The following is a 20562-nucleotide window of genomic DNA, read 5'->3' on the forward strand; positions in this document are numbered from 1 at the left end:
TAAACAACGTATCTTCAGGTAATCGACTAATGGCTATTAACCATTCACCTTTGACTTATACTCAAGAGACTTTATTTGAGCAAGCAATAGGTGGTCCGATCGCAGCACTTTGGCAAGAACGCCAAGAAGGCTTTGTAAAAGGGACAGAGAAAAAGAAAATCTACTGGTGCAAACTCACCAATCCTGAGCACACAAAAGCCGTGCTGATCGTTAACGGTCGCATTGAAGCTTCCTGGAAATACCAAGAACTGTTCTACGACCTGTACCGACAAGGTTATGACGTGTATTCGTTTGACCACCGAGGACAAGGTTTATCAGATCGCCTAATTCCAGACTCAGACATGGGTCACGTCTATGACTTTAATGATTACATTGAAGATATGGAATTGGTGCTGCAGCAACTTGATTTAAGCGGATACCAACAGCGCTTTATCATTGCCCACTCTATGGGCGGCGCGATCGCCACACGCTACCTGCAAACGCATCCAGAACATAACTTTGATGGTTTGATTCTGAGTTCCCCAATGTTTGGTATTAACCTACCGTGGTATCTCAGCCCTATCGCGATTCCGGTCAGCCAAATCTTAGCGGCAGTTTCGACAAAACCTAGCTATGCTCCGGGACATAAGGCGTATTACACAAAACCGTTTGAAGATAACCCCCTTAGCCAAAGCTACGATCGTTATCATTGGTTCCGTGGTTTATACAACGACAAACCCGAACTACAAGTCGGTGGGCCAAGCACTCGCTGGGTTTGGCAAGGTTTAATGGCTGCCAAGCAATGTATTTTGCTGACACGCCAAATTAAAGTTCCGGTTTTATTGGTTCAGTCAGGTAACGATCGCATCGTTAGTAACGCCGCGCAGCAACGCTTTATCGACAAACTAAGTAAGACCAACCCCAATGCCAGCCTAGTTTCGATTGCTGGTGCAGAGCACGAAATTTTGTTCGAAAAAGACCAGTATCGTAACCAAGCTCTGGACGCTGTCTTTTCCTTTATGCGTGCTCAAAGCGCATAAAATGAATTAAAGAGGAAATACGAGGTCTGCGATTTACCCTCTTTTTCCTCCTTATTTTGGCGTAAACTTCATCATGTTCCCCGCACTCGGAGCAGTACGACCTAGTCAATCTACTGCGCTCCGTGTGCAATCAACCTGTTCTACTCTATCCGAACCGTTTACGAGGGCTTCATGAGCACATCGCTACCTTGCAAAGAGATCACTAAAATCGTTGCCTCAGATCTGGATGGCACTTTACTCGCACCAAACCACCAGCTAAGCGCTTACTCGAAAGAGACGCTCAAAGCGCTGCATGAACAAGGCTACACATTTGTCTTTGCAACGGGTCGCCACCACGTAGACGTTGCAAGCATTCGTCGCACGGTAGGTATTCCGGCTTATATGATCACTTCAAACGGCGCTCGTGTGCACGACCAAAATGATCAAGAGATGTACAGCCAGAACGTACCGGAAGATTTGGTTCAGCCAGTGATCGACACGATCAAAACGGATCCTGAAATACTTATCCACATGTACCAAAACGACGACTGGTTGCTGAACAAAGACGACGAACAACTGCGTGATTTCCATGAAGAGTTCACTTACAAGTTGTACGACCAAGACAATGCGCCAACAGACGGCATTGCAAAAGTGTTCTTCACCCACCCAGCGCAAGACCATGAACACCTTGTTACCTTCGAAACGAAGCTGCGTGAACAGTTTGGCGATCGACTAAACATCGCCTTCTCAACACCTTGGTGTCTGGAAGTAATGAGTGCGGGTGTTTCTAAAGGTGACGCTCTAAAAGCAGTGGCAGAATCAATTGGTTTGACACTAGAAAACACCATTGCGTTTGGTGACGGCATGAACGACGTAGAAATGCTATCGATGGCGGGTAAAGGTTTGGTGATGGGCACCTCTCACGAAAAAGTGATGAAAGCACTACCAAACAATGAAGTGATCGGCAGCAACGCCGACGATGCGGTTGCACACTACCTGCAAGATCATCTGCTATAACCAGTATTAGCTACCAACAGTAGGTTATCGGCAAAATCACAAAGGGCTGCACTATGCAGCCCTTTTCTATTATCGCTGACTCGGCAACTTCTCTTTGCCGAGGATTGCTTGCCACTCTTCTTCGCTCACCGGCATGATCGATAAGCGATTGCCGCGTTTCACCAATGGCATGTTTTCTAGCTCTGGCATTGCCTTCATGACCGACAACGGAATCAAGCGTTCAGTCTTACGTACAAACTCGATATCCACCATTATCCAACGCGGATTCTCTGGGTCGGATTTAGGGTCGTAATAATCACTCTCAAGGTCAAACTGGAAATGATCGGGATACGCTTCACGAGTCACTTTGGCAATACCTGCCACACCCACGTTCTTGCAAGAGGAATGGTAAATCAGCACCAAGTCACCCAATTTAACTTGGTCGCGCATCATATTACGCGCCTGATAATTACGAACTCCCTCCCAACATGAAACCTTTTGGGTTCGAAGCGTGTCAATAGAAAAGGTATCTGGTTCTGTTTTAAATAACCAATATGCCATAATGCCATCCGATGCAGATTGAGTAATGAGGAAGATATAACATGAAGGCTTTGAAAAACCCAGTGGCATTAGCCACACTGCTGGTGCTGCAAGCATGTAGCATGCAACCACAGCAGTCCGATGCAGACGCCCCAACCACTCCGCCTGCGTCCTTAGATAAGCCTGAAACCATCTTACCTCAAACCTTTATGCTGCGTGGTGAAGTCGTGATTGGGCATGAAAGCCAGTACATCACACCTTGTGGTAGCGACAAACAATATTGGTTGCAACTGTCACCACAACAGGTGCAACGAGCCATCGCATTAACCAATGAACCTTATCAAACCATGTATGGAGAGGTGATTGGTCATCTCAATCCTCCTGGTGTTGATGGTTTCTCTGCAGACTTCGACGCGAACTTCGTAGTAGAGCAAGTAAACTTCCTCACCACAGAAAACCCACAACGCTGCAAACAAACCAGTAAACCGACACGAGTCTTTGGCAACGAACCATCGTGGTCAGCCAGCTTTGAAGGCAACGCGCTCAAGTTCCAGCAAATGGGTAAGTCGACACAAACACTCGAAATCGACAGCAGTAAACTGCAACCTCGCCAACGCACCTACCAACTTAAGGATGGTGAACTGCGCATGACCGAGAACTTGTGTTCAGACACCATGAGCAACTCTCTCTACGGCTGGAAAGCGACGCTAGAGCATGACGATAAAACCTACCAAGGCTGCGGTATGGCGGCCAACGTAGACTCAACACTCGAGTGGGTGAACACTTACGTGGCGACATCTACCCAGTCACAAGGCTTCGAAGTGCAGATGACACTCAACAGCGACCACAGTGCCATCACCAAATACAGCTATTCAGACGGGCAACCGCCATTGATTGAACGCGGCTACTGGCAACAGCTGAGCCCATCGCAAGTACAAGTATTGATGACTCACCACCAGCAACAACGCTTAATGACCGAGCGCCTATTTACTCGCGAAGGCAACCAGCTGAAAGCAGTCAAAGAGAAAGTGGGCAATTTGGTTTATCCCATTGCCGATGGCGGCTTAGTGCTATACCCAGCAACAGTGCGTAACTCAGGTATTGAACAAGCTGCTCCTGAACGCGGTAGTGCGCCAATTGCAGCTGCGGATATTCCATCCAGTGCCGAATTTAATTCAAAAGTGGATGCGGCGGTACGTAACTACTTTTTCATTAATCAAACCAACCCAAGCAATAACCAATACCGTTGGCTGACTTACGATCTGAATGGCGATGGTGATGAAGAATTACTGGTGCAACTTGATTGGTGTGGCTCTGGCGGTTGTACTCTACTCGTCTTCGAAAACTACGAAAAAGAGTGGCGCTTCAACAGCCGTATGACGTTAGTACAAAGCCCAATTATGCTTGGTCAACAAACCTCGCACGGCTGGCGTGATCTCATTTTCAATGTCAGCGGTGGCGGCGCAACGACTGGGCAACACGTGATGCAATACACAGGCGTGAGCTACCCAATCAACCCAAGCTTGGCGCCAAAAGCGAACAAAGAGCAAGTCAGCGGCGTACGTCTGTTCTCAGACGGCATCAGCCCTGTTCGCGATGGAGTGCGCTTGTAATGGTGCAGCCTTATCCACATTGTGGCTTCCAGTTCAACTGCATCTGTTCACTGCTGCCTAAGTTAAGCAGTGAACAATCGCTGATGCTGTTAATGCACCCTAATGAACTGACGCGCGATACCAACACTGGCAAACTGCTCGCCCAGTGCCAACTGAATGTCACTCAAGTCGTTTGGGACCGAAAAACGCCACCAGCAGAGTTGTTAGAAACGCTAGCGAATCCAAGCCTGCTGCCAGTACTGCTATTCCCAAGTGAAGAGAGCCTAACGCTTGAACAAGTACAGCAACAAAGTACCGAGCAAGACAGACAACCGTTGTACATCATTCTTGATGCAACTTGGCAAGAGGCGCGCAAGATGATCAACAAAAGCCGATGGCTAGAAGGTATCGCGATGATGGGCTTAACCACTCAAGTCGATTCCCAGTATCAACTGCGTCGCAACCAACAAGAAGGTAACCTATGTACCTTTGAAGTAGCTGCGCAATTGCTCGGACAACTTGGTGAAGAGCAAAACCAGCAACAGATGCTGGACTTCTTCGAGCAATACCTTCCTCGTTTCCAAGCCGAGAAAAGTGGTCACGAGTTCAAAGTCTAACGCCCTTAAGAATCAAAAAACGCAGCTTTAACGCTGCGTTTTTTATTGGATGCTGTTTCACGTGAAACAAAACGTTAGAGCTCTTAAGCTCAATTAGAGCAAAGCACATTAAAACAAACGTGTCGGTTCACCTAAGTAATAACCTTGCAGATAGTCCACACCCATGTCCTGAGCAATATCGCACACCTCTTTGTTATGCACGAACTCCGCGACGGTCTTAGCATTAAATACCTGACACAAACGCACCAACTGCGAGGCAATCTTGCGCTGCTTTTGGTCTTTGTCGATGTAGCGAATCAAACTGCCATCGAGCTTTATCACTTCCGGCTCTAATTTTAGGATCTCATCAATATTGGAGTAACCCGAACCAAAGTCGTCAACAATGATGCGAGCGCCTAGGCTTCTAAAGTGGCTACACACCTCAATCATTCGTCCGTAGTCTTTGATTTGCTCCGATTCCAACACTTCTAAACCAATCCGTCTTGGGTCGTTAAGCTGGGTAATGGCATGTTCAAGCAACATCAAGGTTTTATCGCTGAGTAAATCCTGAGGTGACAAGTTAATTGAGAAGTCACCATGCTGGTCTTTCATGTAGTTGAGTGTTGAGCGAATCATGTGACGACTCAAACGCGTGTACAAATGCGTATCAGAAATGATGGGTAAGAAACGCCCCGGTGCAATGATGCTGCCATCCTCTTCCATGATACGCACCAAACACTCTTGGCTCGCTGGACGATGACTATAGGCGTGCACAATTGGCTGACTGTAGGTAATGATGTTCTGCTTGAGAATGGCGCGACTCACACAGCTTAGCCAACCCAACTGCTCTTTCCGCACATCTTCATTGACCTCAATGTCTTTGGCATTACAGATGTGAGTATTACTGCGCACCCCTGCTCTTCGTGCTTCAATGCCTTTGAGGAGCAATTCATCCGGCGATGCGGTTGGGAAATCACGACGGCTAACTAAGCCACCGCACAATGAAATCGAAAGGTAATCAATGTCCCTTAAGCCACTTGGTTCAAAGTTGGTTTGCTCAACCGCATCAGCAAAGCGAGTAAAGTGTTGCTTGATCGCTTCACTGCTGGTGTCAGCTTTAAATAAGAACGCCCACTCACCAACACCAATGCTATAAAGTTGCAGCGCAGCCGGTTTACCAAGGCGTTTACGCAGGCGATTGCTAAAGTGCATCGACAAGTCTTTCAGCAGCTGGTCGCCAACGCGATAACCGTACTTTTCGTTGATATGGCTAAAGTTAAGCAGTTTGAGCGTTAGTAAATGTTCATCGGCATCAATGCTGATCAAACGCTCTTGCAGCGCAACGCGATTTTGTAATCCTGTACGACTATCTCGGCGGAAGCTCTGTTCTAGCTTTTTCGCTTGGCGATCGAGTTGATAGCCCATATGAGCATTCATGTTGTTGAGATCGCCAATCGCATTGCGGATCAGACTAAATAAGGGAGAGATAGAAGTGCTCACTTCTTGCTGTGGCATGTTAAGCGCAGTAACTTCATCCCCTTCACGCATCGCCAAATAAGTCAGGCTATGGTGCAGAATTTCTTGTTGGTGATTCTCGCCGTACAACTCACCCATGCAGTAACTGCCCGAGGTGTGAGAAATGTCCGTGAAGGCACGAACTTCATCGCTGCTATCAATAAAATCAAGTCGCGATGCGCAGTTATAAATCATCACGGCTTCAGGTTGATGCATGGAAAGCTCCACCACCCCATGGCGAACTTGCTCAAGCGTTAACGAAGGATGGTTGTAACAGAACTGCACTTCATCACCCAAGCACCAAGGGCGATCGAAGCTCATGCTGCCGTCGGGATGGATTTCCGTCACGGCACACACCTCTTTGCGCCCAATGGATTCGCGATAAAGTGGGAAATTCAGCAGTTGATTAAGCGTCAGGTCGTGCCCGTCAGCAAGATAGTGCTTGTAGACTTCCAACGCTTTTCGCTCTCCTAGACGATACAAACGCGTCCCTTTGGCGTGAGTAACCTTGTGCGGCATACCAATTGGGTTCCACTCAGAATATGCACTCGTCCATGTTTTCAAGGTATCGCTGTGCAAGGCAACCGCGACAACCGCTTCGTCATAAACTTGGTCTTGATGCAGAACCCAACAACCATCATCGATGGTTTGAGCCAAACCGCCAGAAACCTTCGGACCATCGGCATCAAATACGCGATACACCGGATAATCACGGCGTTCGATTTGGACAGAAAAGCTAATAATGGCTTTGGAGTTATCTTGCAGTTGTAAAGCTTGCTTGAGATCGTAGCCATCGATATCTGGCGAGAAAGAATAATGCTGAACCGCAGACGTGAGTGTGGTTTGTTCAAACTCCATCACACACACTAAGCAGCCATGGTTGATGATTTCACCTTCCAAGATAACGTGACGGGTGCTGTGACCGATGATGTGCGTGTTGGGTAATCTTTCGAGTATTGCCCGAGCGAGCGAGACAGCGGAGTCGCGTGATTGGGTGGATAAGAGTTGCGCCAGATAACGTTTATCTGCACAACACTGAGAAGTGACTAAAAAGTCATTAAGCTGATTCACATTTTGAACCAGTTGAGAGAATGCTCGCATTTACCCTACCACTGCCGTCATCAAGCCACACCACATGAAAGTGGTTTTATTATTTTACTTTGATGAGAGTAATTTACGTAGCTTTAGGCGGCTTTTCTAGGGTCAGAATTAAGATTGCATGGATTAATGCGAAAGCGATTACAAAAGCGCGAGTAACGACTGCAAGTTATTGATTTCAATGTCAGGTAACGTTCGCGTTTTTGCCTGAGTAATGACATTTTTATTCATATCATTGAACCAGCATGCGGCAAAACCCGCGAGTTTCGCACCTTGAACGTCTGTTACTAAGTGATCACCGACATGAAGAATGTGCTCACTAGGCAAATCAAGAAACTGCTGCGCTTTGGTGAACATATCCGGCGCAGGTTTCGCGCTGCCATCCGGCCCTGCTTTCAGCACTTGTTGGAAATAAGGTGTGAGCCCTATTCTATCTAAATCCACATTACCGTTAGTGATTGCCACCAGCGGAATTTCTTGCCCCAGTTGAGCAAGTACATCGAGGCTTTGCTGTGGTACTTCAAAGCGGTTACGCCAATCTAAAGCAACCTCTACCGCGGCTTGCGCGGCAGAATGTGCTGCATCGTCATCGTAACCAACTTGGGAGAAGGCTTGCTTAAGTTGCACTAAGCGCCATACAGTGACATCACTCTTCAGCTCAGGTTGTTGCTGTAGAACACGTTGCTTGAGCGCAAACCAATCGGCTTTATCCATGTGAGCGATCGCCGGATGATGGTGTTTAAGCCAAGATAGCAACTCACGCTCCATACGAACTATCACTGGGTAGTTGTCATAGAGGGTGTCATCAAGGTCAAACGTCATCGCCTTAACAGGCGCGATACGGCGGTAGAATTTCATGGGATTCCTTGGTTAATCCGACTTGTCGTCGTTTCTCTTACGGGCTCTTGGATGCGCCTGATCATAAGCTTGCGCTAAATGTTGGAAATCCAAGTGGGTATAGATTTGGGTGGTGGAGATGTTTTCATGCCCCAATAGCTCTTGCACCGCACGTAAGTTATTGCTCGATTCCAGCATGTGCGTTGCAAACGAGTGACGCAATTTGTGCGGGCTAATGTGGCTCGCAACGGACTGTTTCTGTCCCCATTCCGCCATACGCTTTTGCACACTGCGATGTGAGATTCGTGTACCCAACTTAGAAACAAACAGTGCAGGTTCACCCGGCGCAGCTAAATCACCACGCACACGCAACCATTTACCAACCCATTCGGTTGCCATACCAGAGAATGGCACTTTACGTTCTTTGTCACCTTTACCAATCACTCGTAATTCGCCACTGCGTAGCTGAACATCACGTACATCGACGCTAACCAGTTCTGCCAAACGCAGACCAGCGCCGTACATTAGCTCCATCATGGCACGATCGCGCACCGCTAACGGGTCGTCCTCGTTCACTTCGAGCAATTGGTTTACTTCATCCACATCGAGGTTTTTCGGCAGTGGGCGTTTCTTACGTGGCGCAGAAACCCCTTTAGCAGGGTTCGCTGACATTTCTCCACGTAGGATCAGGAAATCGAAAAAGCTGCGTAGAGAAGATAAGCGCGTCGCTAAGCTGCTGGCTTTCATGCCTTCACGCATGCCTTTACCTGCCAATTGACGCACCCAACCTGCATCGACTTGCGACCAATCTTTCAAACCCATCTCAGCCAAGTGGTGAGCCATTGTTTCCAATTGTTGTTTGTAGTTGCGTTGGGTGTGCAGGCTAAGCCCCTTTTCGCTTCGCAGGAATTCGTAGAAGCGTTCAAGAGGCTTTTGAAGACTATTTGGCAGAGGAGTGTTGGGAGTTGTCGTCATCGTGACTTTGCCATACCAATGTTTGAGCGAGATGTGCCACTACTAAGGATAGGTGACGCAAAAACAAGGTATCCATATCTGGTTGGAAATGACCGCCATCCTCGCTAGAAAATGCCAGTACGCCAAGCGTCTGTTTTTTCACAAGCGGTAACACCACATAGGAACCCATTTCTGGAACGTCCATATCCCCAAACAACGCTTCGCGATCCACTTTACGCAGACGACCTAAGTACGCCTCTTTGCCGTTTAAGTGGTTGGTAGCAAAACGTTGGTAGCTTTCCTTACTCAATTGAGTCGCAGCATCACACTGGCTCAATAGACGCACATACGCCTTCAAACCAAGGTCTTTGGCTTTGAGTTCAATGGCGCTGATGACTTGCTTGAAGTCACCACACTTAAGGATTTGCCCTTGCAGATCCATGAACTCGTAGAAGGTGCGATCGTTGTTCGCGGCCAAAGACATCAGAGTAGTGATTTCTTCTTCTAACTCTTCAATTCGTTGGCGCTGGCGGTTCATTTGAATGTGAACCAAAGAAACCGTACCTAAATCTGTGTGTGGCAAAGATAGGCGATCGACCAACTCTGGACGCTGAACAAAGAAGTCTGGGTGGTCTTTTAAATATTGCGCCACCACTTCTGCAGTCAGCGCATCCGATTCAACTTCTGAGATTTGGTTTTCTTGCTCTTCAACTAGCACGACAATTGACCATCAAATACGTGAGTTGCAGGACCAGTCATAAACAGCGGTTTGCCTGGACCTTGCCAAGAGATGCGTAGGTCACCACCAGGAAGTGAAACTTTCACGTTCTCATCCAGTAGACCTTGCAGGATGCCCACCGCAACTGCGCCACAGGCACCGCTGCCGCAAGCTTGCGTTTCGCCCGCGCCACGCTCATACACGCGCAGACGAATGTGATTGCGATTCACAACTTGCATAAAGCCCGCGTTCACACGCTCAGGGAAGCGCTCATGTGATTCTAATAGCGGGCCAAGTGTTTCCACTTCAGCCGTATCCACATCGTCAACCACGGTCACCACGTGCGGGTTACCCATGCTCACTGCGCCACAGAACAGGGTCTTATCGCCTGCACGCATGATGTAGGTTTTCTCTTTCTGCTTCGCTTTGAAAGGGATCTTGTTCGGCTCGAACTCAGGTACGCCCATGTTCACCGTAACTTCACCATCGTCTTCAACATCAAGAATCATCTTACCCTTCTTGGTGCTCACGCTGATGCTGTACTTGTTGGTCAAGCCTTTCAAACGGACGAAACGTGCGAAACAGCGAGCGCCATTACCACACTGCTCAACTTCACTGCCATCGGCATTAAAAATGCGATAATGGAAGTCGCTTTCAGGATCATAAGGCGCTTCAACCACGAGCAATTGGTCAAAACCAATGCCCGTGTGACGATCCGCCAAACGACGGATCAAATCTTGCGAGAAAAACACGTTCTGGGTAATGCAGTCGACGACCATAAAGTCGTTGCCCAAACCGTGCATTTTGGAAAAGTGGAAATGCATTTGTTGTGTGTTACTCCGGTAGAATCTGTTCCAGCTGCCACAAACTGGTCAGCTCCTCACGCTGGCGAACAAGGTGGCTTTGGTTACCATCCACCATAACTTCCGCCGCTCGGGTACGAGTATTGTAGTTCGAAGACATCACAAAACCATAGGCGCCTGCAGAGCGAACCGCGAGTAGATCACCTTCTTGCAGTACTAGTGCTCGATCTTTGCCCAAGAAATCGCCCGTTTCACAGATAGGACCAACTAAGTCGTAAGTCTGTGCTTCACCTTCACGTGGTGCAACAGGAACAATATCTTGCCACGCTTGATACAGCGCAGGACGCATTAAATCGTTCATCGCCGCATCGATAATCGCAAAGTTCTTATGCTCTGTGTGCTTTAGGAATTCCACACGCGTTAGCAAGATACCGGCGTTAGCTGCAATCGCACGACCTGGTTCGAAAATCAGTTCAAGATCTTGATGGTTCTCAAGACGACCTAACAGCGCTTTCGCATAGTCAGAAGGCTGTGGTGGCAATTCATCACGATATACCACGCCTAGACCACCACCAACGTCCAAGTGACGGATGTTGATGCCTTGTGCTTTCAAGTCATCAATCAACGCTAATAGACGATCTGTTGCATCGATGAAAGGTTCAATCTCAGTCAGCTGAGAACCGATGTGGCAGTCGATACCTTGAACGTTTAGGTTTGGTAGGCTCTGAGCAAATTTATATACCGCAGGCGCACGGTCAAACGCGATACCAAATTTGTTGTCACGTAGACCAGTCGAAATGTAAGGGTGAGTCTTAGCGTCTACGTCAGGGTTAATTCGTAGAGAAATCGGTGCAACCACACCTAGTTCGCCCGCGACTTTGTTCAAGCGCTCAAGCTCAGGCTCTGATTCCACGTTGAAGCATTTAATGCCCAGTTCCAGTGCGCGCTTCATCTCTGCAGGCGTTTTACCAACACCGGAGAAGACCACCTTCTTCGCATCACCGCCAGCCGCGATAACACGCTCAAGCTCACCACCAGATACGATATCAAAGCCTGAGCCCAAACGAGCCAGTGCATTCAATACGCCAAGGTTTGAGTTTGCTTTTACTGCGTAACAAACAAGATGAGGATGCTGACCCACAGCGCTGTCAAACGCATTCCAGTGGCGCTCTAACGTCGCACGTGAGTAAACATAAAGAGGAGTGCCATGCTGCTCGGCAAGAGCTTGAAGTGAGACGTCTTCGGCCCAAAGCTGGCCATCATCCTGATAGTTGAAGTAATCCAAAATTTGCTTCCCTTAATTAATTCGACTGCTAAACCCTGATTTCACCCTAAGGGTGGCTAATTATTGTGACTGCTCGTTCTGCTGAGCGTCATCTGGGATGTAAAGTGAGCCCGATTGACCGCAACCAGCAAGTGTCGCTGCAACCATCACAAACAACACAGTAAGTAATTTTTTCATTTTGCATATCGTGATTATTAAACCAATGCCCCCTATAATCGCACCACACTCAGGAAAAGCAATAGGATAGACGGATGAACGATACTGAATTTCATCAACTCGTGGATGCGCAGATGCAACTCATCGAAGAATCCATCGATGATTCAGGTGCAGACATTGATTACGAAGTCACTGGCAACGTAATGACATTAGAGTTTGAAGACCGCAGCCAAATCATCATTAACCGCCAAGAGCCAATGCATGAGATCTGGTTGGCATCGAAGTCTGGTGGCTTCCACTTCAAGCTAGTCGACAACAAATGGACTTGCTCTAAAACGGGCATGGAACTGTTTGAAATGGTGAAAGAAGAGTGTGAAAAACACGCTGGTGAAACGATCGATTGGGCATAAGCCAAATGGGTCTTCGTGACGACCAGTCACCTAAACGAAAAAAGAGCACCGAGGTGCTCTTTTTTGTTATTCATTTCACGCGTTCACCGCTTTGGTTGGGCGAGTCGGCGTACAGCCATCATTACGGTAAGGGATAATGTAGGTGTTTCCTTCTTCCGGATGAATAATTTGGTAGTACTGCGGCAAGTTAAAGTTAATAAACTTCGACGATACACGATTATCATCTTTCACCGAGGTGTAGAAGCTGTTCACTGACGCAATCATTTCATCTTTCGAACCACTGAACTGGTGATAAACCTCAACTTGGTTTGACTCATCCAATACGTAGATATTGAAACCATCATCGGTGTCTTCAAAGAAGAACTGCACCAAACCTTCACTGGCGAAGCCATCCACTACTTCTGGTAGCTGGTACTCTTGCTCACGATCCAACATCAACAGCGGTGAACCTTTCAGCTTATTGGTTGAAATGCTGCGGTAGAAATCGACCGAGTTTTCCAGCTTCTGAACCGATACGCCACGACGCTCAAAGAACAAACCGTAAGTTTGGTTAGCAAGACGCATGGCTTTAAAGCGACGGCGTTTCTCTTGTTCAACCGGCTTCAAACGTAAGTCGATACACTCTGCCAATAGCTGATACACCATATTGCGCATCACGCCACGCATGTTCTTCGCGTAGCAGAATACATCCACCGACTCTGGCGGAATCGCATCTTGGTGCATTTTGCCAAGAATGGTCTTCAATGCATCTAGCATCGCAGTTTCGCCTTTGAAGTGCAGGGTACGCACTTCGTGCCATGAGTTGCGATAAACCAAATCGACACTGCCGACCAAGTTAATTTGCTCAGGGCCAAAGCTGAAGATATCAGTGTTCTTCACATCCACTTTGAGTGAGCGACCAGACAGCTCTGCAGTCGGATCATTTTCAAAGTTGATGAACATCGCCATCTGACTAATTTCGCACGGGCTACCGAGCGCTTGCATGGTTGGGCGACGCTTGCGTAACGAGAAGGTGTTACGTAGATCACTCACCATTTGGTAGAACTTATCGATGTCTAACTGCGCTTCACGCACCACCGCGTGCAAACGTGTTGACTCGGTAATCAAACCGTTGAAGAATGCCCAAGAAACCAACTTACTCAAGTACTCATGGTGCTCAAGACAAGGTTGCCCAAGAATGCGGTGCGCAATCAGTGGTTGCTTGTACAAGTACCAGCCTGATTTGTTCACCCCACCCTCTTTTACTTCAATAAAGCTTAAGTCAGGTTCGTGCAAATCTGGCGAGATCTGAGGGTTAAGCAAGGTAACCTTACCCGGCAGCACTTCGAATGCCGCGTACAGCTTACGGGCAAGAATACTGATGTCTTGCGGGCTGATCGCCGAAGTAATGTCGTTACGACGCGCAAACTGAATCAAGTTACGGTAGCTTTGCATCAAAGCATCCAACAGTGCATGGTGCACCACTTTCACTTGCTCTACTTTCCAGTTACGGCGATCGTCGAGCTCTGCTAATACCGCTTCATCCCAATCCCATTTCGCAATCATGTCGCTCAAAGCTTCACGGCGCCAAGCTACAGAACCTACATCAGGTTCACGAGACAGCTTTTCATGGGTTTTAAGGTAGAAACAGCGGCGAACCAAATCCAAACGTGTGTCGTCTTGGATTCGCTCTAGGTAACGCGTTACTTTCTCTAGCATCAAGTAGTACGCATCCATGCCGTACAAGTCAGGCTCGTGGGCAAAGAAGCGACGTTTGGTGTCGATGCTAAGAAGTTGTGTGTGCGGGTATTCCCACGAGTAAGCTTCAAGCAAGATCGCTTTCAACACGGATTTGTAAGGGGAATCGATACTCTTGTACAGCTGCCACAAGTTCGAGCCGAAGTACTCTTCAGCAGGAATGCGGTTAAGCTGACCAAAGTTGATCCACTCATCACAGTTGATGTAGCCATCTTTACAAAGCTGTGCAACGTACTCGTCGTAACACTCTTCCATTTCTGGTGGCACGATTTGCCACAACAAACGCTGTCCTGCCAGACGAACCGCAGAACGGTAGAATTCATCCAGCAGTAATAGATGCTGAGAAGAACCACAGTTATCGCCGGTCATCTCTTCAGAACGGTTGCTACGAAAACGCTCTTCATCCATTAAGAAGAAGTTCGCTTCTACACCTTGGCTTTGTGCCCAATCGGTGATCAGCAAGCATTTATTGGTCAGCAGTTCACGTTGGTCGTTACCCATCTCCGGTGAAATACACACCCAAATATCCAAATCACTTGAGGTACTTTGACCAATAGAAGAGGTACTGCCCATGGTGTACAAACCTAAGATCGCAGGTTGCTCTGCCGTCTTAAGCGCTTGACCGATTGTCAGTTGGGTATCATCAAGAAATTGTTGCTGGAGATCGTTCAGCTCTAGACCAAACACACCATAAGGTACGTCTGCATCGTAGTAGCCGGGAATAACAGGATGGTTGTAGTTCAACAAGGCAGGAATCAAGTGGAAGACTTGCTGGCTTTGCGAATCCATAAGCGCCAGCGCACGGTCGATCCGTTGCTGGTTCAGGTTATCTAATCGCTGAATAAGTTTTTGGGTGTAAGCCTGCAAGGGAAGTTCCTTGGTTGAACAATCACGAAAATCTGCTGATGTTTTAAACCAAAACGGTGTAAAAACGTGATCAATTTAACACTTTCATCAGGGTTGGTAAAGATTTCCACCCGCAAATAGTTGTGGTCTGAAAACCCCACACTAGTCGCAAAAATCGATAGCGCAGTAGTGTCGCTTGTATTCACCTATAACTAATAATAGTCCTTAGCCTAAATGAGAATCCAGTCACACTATTTTCATAACGTCATGTAATTCGATTCATGACACCAAGAGAAGCCTAACTAACATTAAGACTTTCACGCGTTGAGTGGTAGGATTAGGCAAAACTAAAACAGCATTGAGAAGACCATGACACAATCTACGCCAATTCGCATTGCAACTCGAAAAAGCCCTCTTGCCCTATGGCAAGCTCACTATGTAAAAGACGCACTTCAAGCCGCTCATCCAGGTCTGGAAGTTGAGCTGGTTACTATGGTGACCAAAGGCGACATCATTTTGGATACACCGCTAGCCAAAGTCGGTGGTAAAGGCTTGTTTGTGAAAGAGCTAGAAGTGGCAATGCTTGAAGGTCGTGCGGACCTTGCGGTGCACTCAATGAAGGATGTACCAGTAGACTTCCCTGAAGGTCTTGGCTTGGTGACGATTTGTGAACGTGAAGATCCACGTGATGCATTCGTTTCTAACACTTACAACAACATTGATGAACTGCCACAAGGCGCAGTGGTAGGTACTTGTAGCCTACGTCGTCAGTGTCAGCTAAAAGAATACCGCCCAGACTTAGTTATCAAAGAGCTGCGTGGCAACGTAGGTACTCGTCTAGGTAAGCTAGATGCAGGTGAATACGATGCAATCATTCTTGCAGCCGCAGGTCTGAAACGCCTTGAGCTAGAAGAGCGCATCCGTAGCTTTATCGAGCCAGAGCAATCACTACCAGCAGTAGGCCAAGGTGCAGTAGGTATTGAGTGTCGTGTGGATGACGAGCGTCTACTTAAACTGCTTGAGCCACTAAACCACCAAGATACGGCAGATCGCGTACGCTGTGAGCGCGCGATGAACCTCACCCTTGAAGGTGGCTGTCAGGTTCCTATCGGCAGTTATTCACTGCTTGATGGTGACAACATTTGGCTACGCGCACTGGTTGGTGAACCAGACGGCAGCCTAATTGTGCGTGGTGAAGTTCGTGGTCACCGCAACGATGCCGAAGCACTCGGTGTTCAACTGGCTAACGAGCTACTTGAAAACGGTGCGCGCGACATCCTAACCAAACTGTACGCAGACCACGAATAATCATGGCAGTGTTGGTCACTCGTCCGGGAGAGCAAGGCATGGCGCTTTGCTCTCTGCTCGAAAGGCACGGCAAAACTGCAATTCATCATCCTCTGATCGACATCGTCGCCGATCTCAGCGACACACAACTCTCCAAATACATTGAAACCGCTCAAATCATCATTGCTGTTAGCCAACATGCGGTGCAATGCGCAGAGCAAATCTTGCAGAACCACGCTAAATCATGGTCTAAGCAGGCTATATACCTTGCCGTTGGTCAAAAAACAGCACACTATTTGAGCAAATGTACCCAACAGAAAGTACACTATCCACAAGTCAGTGATAGTGAGCACTTGTTGCAGCTTCCCGAGCTAAACAATGTAGAAAAACAAACAGTTCTGATCCTCCGTGGCAACGGTGGTAGAGAGCTGATAAAAGATGCATTGGTGAGACGTGGAGCAAAAGTTCACTATAGTGAGACTTATAAGAGAGAATTTATCCCATTCGATCCAGTAAGCTGTGTCTCACTATGGAAAACCCAACAAATCGACCAGATTATCGTCACCAGTGGTGAACAACTGGATTATTTGTGCAGCCAATTGACGTCAGAGCAATTGACTTGGCTTAATCAACAAGAGTTGTATATCCCCAGTCAGCGAATCGCTGACATCGCAATTCAACGGGGCTTCACTCAGGTCAGGTGCACAGGAAGCGCATCCAACCAAGAATTACTGGCTGCTCTCCAGCCCTAGCTACACAGGATATAGGCATGACAAGTAAAAATAACGACCAAAAGAATAACGATAAAAACCTTTCCGAAGAAACCACATCGGCACCGCTAGCTGAAAAAGACACGCCTAAGAAGGAATCTGAACCAAGCAAGGCAGAATCAAAGCCTGCTGAGCCAACCAAACCAGCAGAACCAAACAAAGTTGAATTTGAAGAGAAGCAAGGCAAACGCGGCGTCAAGCTGGGTACTGTTGCTATCGTCTTATCACTGATTTTTGGTGGCGGTCTCACTTACAAAATGCTTGAGCAGCAATCTGAATACCAAACTCAGATCGCTCAACTGCAAAGCCAACTGGAACAAGCTCAATCAGCAATGAAGCAAGAGCTTAGCCAAGTAAAAGAAGAAACCATTGAAAAAGCGACCACTGTCACTCACAAAGCAGAAGTGGTACTGGGTCAGCAACAAAAGAGCATCGAAAGCCTACAACTGGCTGTCGCTGATGTGAAAGGTCGTCGTCCAAACGACTGGCTACTAGCAGAAGCTGACTACCTAGTAAAACTGGCAGGTCGTAAATTGTTCTTAGAGCACGATGTAGAAAGCGCGACTCAATTGATGGAAAGCGCGGACCAACGTATCGCTGCGCTGAACGATCCAAGCTTGGTCGGTCTGCGTAAAGCCATGGCAAATGACATTACTAAGCTGCGTGTTGTTCCTTTGGTAGACCGTGATGGCTTGGTATTGCGCCTCACAGCGCTACAACAGCAAGTCGATAAACTGCCACTTGCGAATGCTTTGCTACCAGAAGCAACTGCGGTAGAGAAACAACAAGTGTCTGAGGATATTGCAAACTGGCAAGATAACCTGATGACGTCATTAAAAGACTTCTCAGAAAACTTCATCACCTTCCGCACTCGTGACGGCAACGTAATCCCTCTATTGTCACCACAACAACATTTCTACTTGAAAGAAAACATCAAAGCGAAGTTAGAGACGGCAATCAAAGCGGTTTACCAAGAGCAAGGTGAAATCTACACCACCTCCCTAGAGACAGCAGACAAATGGGCAATGGCATTCTTCAACCAAGACGACAACTCGGTGAAAGAATTCAACAAAACACTGAGCCAACTGAGCAAGCAAGACATTCAAGTTGAATACCCTGCGAAGCTAGAAAGCCAAAACCAACTCTCTGATGTGATTCGTGAACGCCTACGTCGTGAAGTGACCACAATGACAGGTACGGAGGATAAGTAATGGTTCGTCTTATTTTCCTATTTGTTGTTCTTGGTGCTGGCCTGTTCGTTGGCACTCAATTCTCTGGTCAGCAAGGTTATGTCCTGATCTCAATCGCGAATACAACGATAGAGATGAGTGTCACTACTCTGGTGATCTTTGTGATTGCCGCATTAGCCGCGTTGTTCTTCTTAGAGTACCTAGTCAAGAAGTTGGTGTACGCAAGCTCAAGCACTTGGAACTACTTTAGCGTGCGCAAAATGCGTCGCTCTCGTCGCTACACCAACGAAGGCATCATCAAGCTACTTGAAGGTGACTGGAAGGGTGCAGAGAAGAAAGTGACTCGTTGGGCAAATCATCACGACATGCCTCTCCTGTGTTACCTAGTGGCTTCAGAGGCAGCACAAGGTCAAGGTGACAAAGCAAAGCGTGACCAGTATCTAGAGCTAGCAAGTCAGCAAGAAAATGCGCACCTAGCAGTAGAACTGACTCGTGCAAAACAGTTTATTCGTGATAACGAATTCGAATCTGCATTCGATACACTGCAAGCACTGAAAGGTCAGTACGCAAATAACTCGATTGTTCTTAACCTGCTAAAGACCACTTACATGCAGCTTAAGCTGTGGCAACCGCTGATCGATCTGATGCCTCAGCTAAGCAAAGCCAAACTGGTTACGGAAGAAGAGCAAGCGGAGCTGGTTCAGAAAGCACAATGCGGCTTGCTACACGAAGTGGCTCAGCAGCAAGGCAGCGAAGGTCTTATCTCACACTGGAATGGTTTGCCACGTAAGGCAAAACAAGACGCTCATTTGATCGGTTGTTTTGCTCACGAGCTCATCTCACGTAAAGCAGATAACGAAGCATTCACAGTAATCAAAGAAGCACTGAAGAAAAGCCCAACAGCAGAGCTCTACCAATTACTGCCAGAGCTAAACCTACCGGATAGTCACCCAGTCATCGTATTCTTGGAAGGCGTCTTGAAACGTGAACCAGAAAACGCAGCGGCACAAAGTGCATTAGCGCACTTCTTCTTCCGCCAAGAAAAATGGCAAGAAGCGCAAGAGCACTTTGAGGTTGCGCTAAAACTTCGCTCAGACGTTTCTGACTATGCTTACCTAGCAGACACACTAGAGAAGCAAAACCTGACAAAAGCGGCTCACGAGGTCTCTCGTAAAGCGCTAACGCTAGTTCAAAACAACTAAGCGATTCAGAAAGTAAAAAGCCGACAGTAAACTGTCGGCTTTTTTATTGCCTGCAATTTCTCACACCCTATCATCGTACGACTGACTCCCCCAAGAGCAGGGTTCTCTCTACTGACTGCACCTGATTAGAAATAATCATCAAAGCTTCTGTCATTCATTCCAAACCGCTCTTCTTGGTGCCATGAAGAACCACGTGAAACAGCCGCGCTCACTTCATGCAAGACAGGGCGATTGGTTCTAAATGGTTACTCCTTCAGAAGCATAGTAAAGCATAGTAATAGCCAAAGAAGTAACAGGCCCCATACAGCGCTTGGATAGCGTTTGTTATAAAAGCTAGAGCAATGAGTCATGTTCATCGGTAGTAAGTATAAAAAGGTGCTCAGACGCTCTAATACACATTGAATACTACAGCGAGTAGAAACGCTCTTTTGTTGAGAAGATAGAGATAGGAATGGCGAGGAGAAAGCTCAATCACTTTCGCTAGACGGCGGCTTCTATAACCCTTCAAGACAAAGAAAATAGAAGGCCTCAAAGTACGACTTAACACTGGGCTGCTTATTGAGTGGAGAGCAGAAGCGCTAGTTTGGAGCTGTACTCGGTTAGGAGGTTGATTCAAATCGCTTCACCTATTTGCAAGCTCCAGAAGCGACAAAAACCCGCCGATTTTTCAGTGGGCTTTCTTCGTAGTGACTGAGTTCGAGGACGATTAATCCTAAGTCGCGACTGACTTCGGACTTAATGCAAATCCCGTCTAATTCACAAACGTCAGAAATGAAAAAAGCCTCGCTATTTCTAGCGAGGCTTCTTAATAGTGGCGGAGAGATAGGGATTTGAACCCTAGATACGCTATTAACGTATGCCGGTTTTCAAGACCGGTGCTTTCAACCACTCAGCCATCTCTCCACAAATTGTCATCAACAGATTAGTACACTGGTGATGTTGTTACTTGTCTACACAGGTAACGATATTTAAAGCCTGGCGATGTCCTACTCTCACATGGGGAAGCCCCACACTACCATCGGCGCTAATTCG

18 protein-coding genes and 1 tRNA gene are annotated in these 20562 nt (G+C 47.4%); 9 read left to right on the top strand and 10 right to left on the bottom strand.

Annotated elements, in window-relative coordinates; genetic code table 11:
* Window positions 1-29: 29 nt before the first annotated feature.
* Together VCHENC03_RS18740 and VCHENC03_RS18735 are read left to right on the top strand one after the other, a co-directional pair.
* Window positions 30-1019 carry an alpha/beta fold hydrolase gene (locus VCHENC03_RS18740; RefSeq protein ID WP_009705166.1) on the top strand — a complete coding sequence of 330 codons (990 nt, stop codon included), beginning with the start codon at window positions 30-32 and terminating at the stop codon, window positions 1017-1019.
* Window positions 1020-1190: 171 nt separating this feature from the next.
* Window positions 1191-2015, top strand: a complete 825-nt coding sequence (locus VCHENC03_RS18735) for a Cof-type HAD-IIB family hydrolase (RefSeq protein ID WP_005438534.1) — start codon at window positions 1191-1193, stop codon at window positions 2013-2015.
* 69 nt (window positions 2016-2084) lie between these two features.
* On the opposite strand, the gene VCHENC03_RS0125460 is transcribed toward VCHENC03_RS18735, so the two are convergent.
* Window positions 2085-2555: an EVE domain-containing protein gene (locus VCHENC03_RS0125460; protein WP_005452022.1), complete on the bottom strand. Its 471-nt coding sequence runs from the start codon at window positions 2553-2555 to the stop codon at window positions 2085-2087.
* 41 nt (window positions 2556-2596) lie between these two features.
* On the opposite strand from VCHENC03_RS0125460, the gene VCHENC03_RS18730 reads away from it, so the two are divergent.
* Together VCHENC03_RS18730 and VCHENC03_RS18725 are read left to right on the top strand one after the other, a co-directional pair.
* Window positions 2597-4147, top strand: a complete 1551-nt coding sequence (locus VCHENC03_RS18730) for a COG3650 family protein (RefSeq protein ID WP_009705167.1) — start codon at window positions 2597-2599, stop codon at window positions 4145-4147.
* On the top strand, window positions 4147-4743 hold the full coding sequence (locus VCHENC03_RS18725; protein WP_009705168.1) for a tRNA-uridine aminocarboxypropyltransferase: 597 nt from the start codon (window positions 4147-4149) through the stop codon (window positions 4741-4743). Before VCHENC03_RS18730 ends, VCHENC03_RS18725 begins: the two co-directional genes overlap by 1 nt.
* 108 nt (window positions 4744-4851) lie before the next feature.
* On the opposite strand, the gene VCHENC03_RS18720 is transcribed toward VCHENC03_RS18725, so the two are convergent.
* From VCHENC03_RS18720 to lptM, 7 genes are all read right to left on the bottom strand, one after another.
* Window positions 4852-7338 (bottom strand): bifunctional diguanylate cyclase/phosphodiesterase, encoded by a 2487-nt coding sequence (locus VCHENC03_RS18720; protein ID WP_009705169.1) that lies wholly within the window; start codon window positions 7336-7338, stop codon window positions 4852-4854.
* A 138-nt stretch (window positions 7339-7476) separates the two neighbouring features.
* Window positions 7477-8193, bottom strand: a complete 717-nt coding sequence (gene yigB / locus VCHENC03_RS18715) for a 5-amino-6-(5-phospho-D-ribitylamino)uracil phosphatase YigB (RefSeq protein WP_009705170.1) — start codon at window positions 8191-8193, stop codon at window positions 7477-7479.
* A 12-nt stretch (window positions 8194-8205) separates the two neighbouring features.
* A complete protein-coding gene (gene xerC, locus VCHENC03_RS18710; RefSeq protein ID WP_005430404.1) occupies window positions 8206-9147 on the bottom strand; it encodes a tyrosine recombinase XerC in 942 nt (313 codons plus the stop codon).
* On the bottom strand, window positions 9113-9817 hold the full coding sequence (locus tag VCHENC03_RS18705; RefSeq protein WP_032802273.1) for a DUF484 family protein: 705 nt from the start codon (window positions 9815-9817) through the stop codon (window positions 9113-9115). The genes xerC and VCHENC03_RS18705 overlap by 35 nt, the downstream gene beginning before the upstream one ends.
* A 20-nt stretch (window positions 9818-9837) precedes the next feature.
* Window positions 9838-10668: a diaminopimelate epimerase gene (dapF, locus tag VCHENC03_RS18700; protein WP_009705172.1), complete on the bottom strand. Its 831-nt coding sequence runs from the start codon at window positions 10666-10668 to the stop codon at window positions 9838-9840.
* Window positions 10669-10678: 10 nt separating this feature from the next.
* The gene (lysA, locus tag VCHENC03_RS18695; RefSeq protein WP_009705173.1) at window positions 10679-11932 is read right to left on the bottom strand and encodes a diaminopimelate decarboxylase; all 1254 of its coding nucleotides are present in this window, start codon (window positions 11930-11932) and stop codon (window positions 10679-10681) included.
* A 60-nt stretch (window positions 11933-11992) separates the two neighbouring features.
* Complete coding sequence (lptM, locus tag VCHENC03_RS28210; RefSeq protein WP_005533626.1) at window positions 11993-12109, bottom strand: LPS translocon maturation chaperone LptM; 117 nt, start codon at window positions 12107-12109, stop codon at window positions 11993-11995.
* 74 nt (window positions 12110-12183) lie between these two features.
* On the opposite strand from lptM, the gene cyaY reads away from it, so the two are divergent.
* Window positions 12184-12498 (top strand): iron donor protein CyaY, encoded by a 315-nt coding sequence (gene cyaY, locus VCHENC03_RS18685; RefSeq protein ID WP_005438551.1) that lies wholly within the window; start codon window positions 12184-12186, stop codon window positions 12496-12498.
* Between the two features lie 75 nt (window positions 12499-12573).
* Here the strand turns inward: cyaY and VCHENC03_RS18680 are convergent, their stop codons facing one another.
* The gene (locus VCHENC03_RS18680; protein ID WP_009705174.1) at window positions 12574-15102 is read right to left on the bottom strand and encodes a class I adenylate cyclase; all 2529 of its coding nucleotides are present in this window, start codon (window positions 15100-15102) and stop codon (window positions 12574-12576) included.
* Window positions 15103-15450: 348 nt separating this feature from the next.
* On the opposite strand from VCHENC03_RS18680, the gene hemC reads away from it, so the two are divergent.
* Genes hemC through VCHENC03_RS18660 form a run of 4 tightly spaced genes read left to right on the top strand, consistent with a single transcriptional unit; the run spans window position 15451 to window position 19530 of the window.
* Window positions 15451-16389: a hydroxymethylbilane synthase gene (hemC, locus tag VCHENC03_RS18675; RefSeq protein ID WP_009705175.1), complete on the top strand. Its 939-nt coding sequence runs from the start codon at window positions 15451-15453 to the stop codon at window positions 16387-16389.
* 2 nt (window positions 16390-16391) lie between these two features.
* A complete protein-coding gene (locus VCHENC03_RS18670) occupies window positions 16392-17120 on the top strand; it encodes a uroporphyrinogen-III synthase (RefSeq protein WP_009705176.1) in 729 nt (242 codons plus the stop codon).
* Window positions 17121-17137: 17 nt separating this feature from the next.
* Window positions 17138-18349 carry a uroporphyrinogen-III C-methyltransferase gene (locus VCHENC03_RS18665; RefSeq protein WP_009705177.1) on the top strand — a complete coding sequence of 404 codons (1212 nt, stop codon included), beginning with the start codon at window positions 17138-17140 and terminating at the stop codon, window positions 18347-18349.
* A complete protein-coding gene (locus VCHENC03_RS18660) occupies window positions 18349-19530 on the top strand; it encodes a heme biosynthesis protein HemY (RefSeq protein ID WP_009705178.1) in 1182 nt (393 codons plus the stop codon). Before VCHENC03_RS18665 ends, VCHENC03_RS18660 begins: the two co-directional genes overlap by 1 nt.
* A gap of 812 nt (window positions 19531-20342) precedes the next feature.
* Here VCHENC03_RS18660 and VCHENC03_RS18655 read toward each other — a convergent pair.
* A tRNA-Ser gene (locus VCHENC03_RS18655) sits at window positions 20343-20433 on the bottom strand.
* Between the last annotated feature and the right edge of the window lie 129 nt (window positions 20434-20562).

The sequence above is a fragment of the Vibrio sp. HENC-03 genome, from assembly GCF_000305755.2.
GTDB lineage: Bacteria > Pseudomonadota > Gammaproteobacteria > Enterobacterales > Vibrionaceae > Vibrio > Vibrio owensii.